This window comes from Oleiphilus sp. HI0080 (assembly GCF_001635135.1).
The window spans coordinates 1-612 of record NZ_LWFU01000101.1; the positions used below are offsets into that span (position 1 = coordinate 1).

Consider the following 612-nt stretch of genomic DNA (forward strand, 5'->3'; position numbering starts at 1 on the left):
GTTCTCATGGCGTTTACGGTGAGGTAAGAAATGCTGCCAGCTACGCGTCACGTAATGGCGATAGGACGAAGTCGATATACCAACCTGAATGTTATACGTCAGAAGACGAATCGTCTCGTCATGAGAAACCTTAGGAACAGTGTTCAGAGCCTCGGGAGCGGAGCTAGACGAAGCTCTGACTAAGGCATCAGAGGGTGTAAAAATCTGTCTAACACGACTACGCAAGCCTGCATACATAGTTTTTCTTACACCTCTTAGTGATGCAGAAGCGCTTATTACTTAGCCGCTTGCATTGCAGCACGCTCTTTCTCGATAAGGAAGTTTGCAATCTTAATCATGTTTGCAAAACCACCGGCATCACGAACGCCAATCTTGTATTTCCCATTTACGATTAACGCCGGAACACCAGTAAGACGGTATGCCTTGATACGATCGCCCGTTGCCTTAACCTGCTCTTCTACTTTAGAAATCTTACGAAACCCTGACGCGTCGAAAACCGCCATAAACTCTTCTTCAGAGACACCAAACTTAGCAAAGATTTCGACAAAATCCTCACGTTCTTGGTAATTTTTGGGCTGAGACTGTATTGCATCAAACAACGCCTGATGCATT

At 45.4% G+C, this 612-nt stretch carries 1 protein-coding gene and 1 pseudogene; both read right to left on the bottom strand.

The window, feature by feature from the left end:
• A pseudogene (locus tag A3751_RS23350) lies at positions 1-237 on the bottom strand (hypothetical protein); the annotation flags it as partial.
• Between the two features lie 38 nt (positions 238-275).
• Positions 276-612, bottom strand: a 337-nt coding sequence (locus A3751_RS01285; protein WP_068451301.1) for a DsbA family protein, incomplete at its 5' end; no start/stop codon positions are given.